Source organism: Salinivibrio sp. ML198, from assembly GCF_001996015.1.
Lineage (GTDB): Bacteria > Pseudomonadota > Gammaproteobacteria > Enterobacterales > Vibrionaceae > Salinivibrio > Salinivibrio siamensis.
In genome coordinates this window covers 1-921 of record NZ_MUEZ01000045.1, presented here as the reverse complement: position 1 = coordinate 921, position 921 = coordinate 1, and the positions used below count along the sequence as shown (strand labels likewise).

The 921-nt window shown below is 55.2% G+C and carries 1 protein-coding gene and 1 pseudogene; both read right to left on the bottom strand.

Going from position 1 to position 921, the window contains the following annotated elements:
- Positions 1–239 (bottom strand): annotated as a pseudogene (locus BZG25_RS15590) (type VI secretion system tip protein VgrG); the annotation flags it as partial.
- A 123-nt stretch (positions 240–362) separates the two neighbouring features.
- Positions 363–881 carry an Hcp family type VI secretion system effector gene (locus tag BZG25_RS15585; RefSeq protein WP_077458860.1) on the bottom strand — a complete coding sequence of 173 codons (519 nt, stop codon included), beginning with the start codon at positions 879–881 and terminating at the stop codon, positions 363–365.
- Positions 882–921: the final 40 nt, after the last annotated feature.

Below are 921 nucleotides of genomic sequence, written 5' to 3'. Positions count from 1 at the left end.
ACCCGTTTGACCAGCTCGCCGTTGCGCCACAGCGTCAGCTGCACCGGCTTGTCGACCACTTGCTCTGGCGTGATGTCGGTATGGCGGCTGGCCAATGCCACCTCATACTGGAACCCATACACCGGATTGCCATTCAGGCCAGCTTGGTGAGAGAGGCACTCGTCCCCTTGGTAGTCCACCACCACGAACGGTTGCGGGTCTAGCCCCGCCACGGTTAACGCTATTTGCAATGTCGCCATCTGTGTATCCTTCGCCCTGCTTGTTTACCCTGATACGTTCAGCCAGACCCTGCCGTCTGGCTCAACGCACCACAGCCCGCCCGTAAAGGCAGGCTGTTTGTGTCTTCATGTCGCCATGAAAGATTAGGCTTCGATAGGCTTGCGCCAGTCGTCTGAGCCTGAGGTGCCTGCGTTGACGTGGTCCCAGGTCACTTTGCGGTAAGACATCGACACGGTCAGGTTCTGGGTGAAGTCTGACTTCGCCGGGTCTTGGCAATGGGGCATCTCGCAGTGAATGTCCACAATCGAGGCACTTTCCAGCTTGGTGGTAAAGAAGTTTTCTTGTTTACCTTCAATCGAGGTGCGGTACCACTTTAGCTCGACCGTTGACATCTTCTCACCTGACGCCAGTGCGTTATAAAGCAATGGCACCGCTTTGTTGAGCGCAACGGTAAATTGGAAAGGCTTGTGCACACGCTGGCCAGACGGTTGACCTGACTGTGGGTCCGTCGGCACGGTCACATTGTGGTTAAACTGTTGTACCAGCATCTCGTCTTCGTGCCCTTCCACAAACGCATCACCGATAGAATCGGCGGTGCAGGCACCGGCAGTAATCAAACCCTGAGTTTCACCTTCAATCGAGATATAACATGGCGTTGGCATAATCGCTCCTTTGTATGTCATGGAAGACACATCGCCACCG

What these genes read in the sequence shown, in the direction of transcription:
- BZG25_RS15585 (WP_077458860.1), bottom strand. Translation starts at nt 881, where the DNA reads ATGCCAACGCCATGTTATATCTCGATTGAAGGTGAAACTCAGGGTTTG.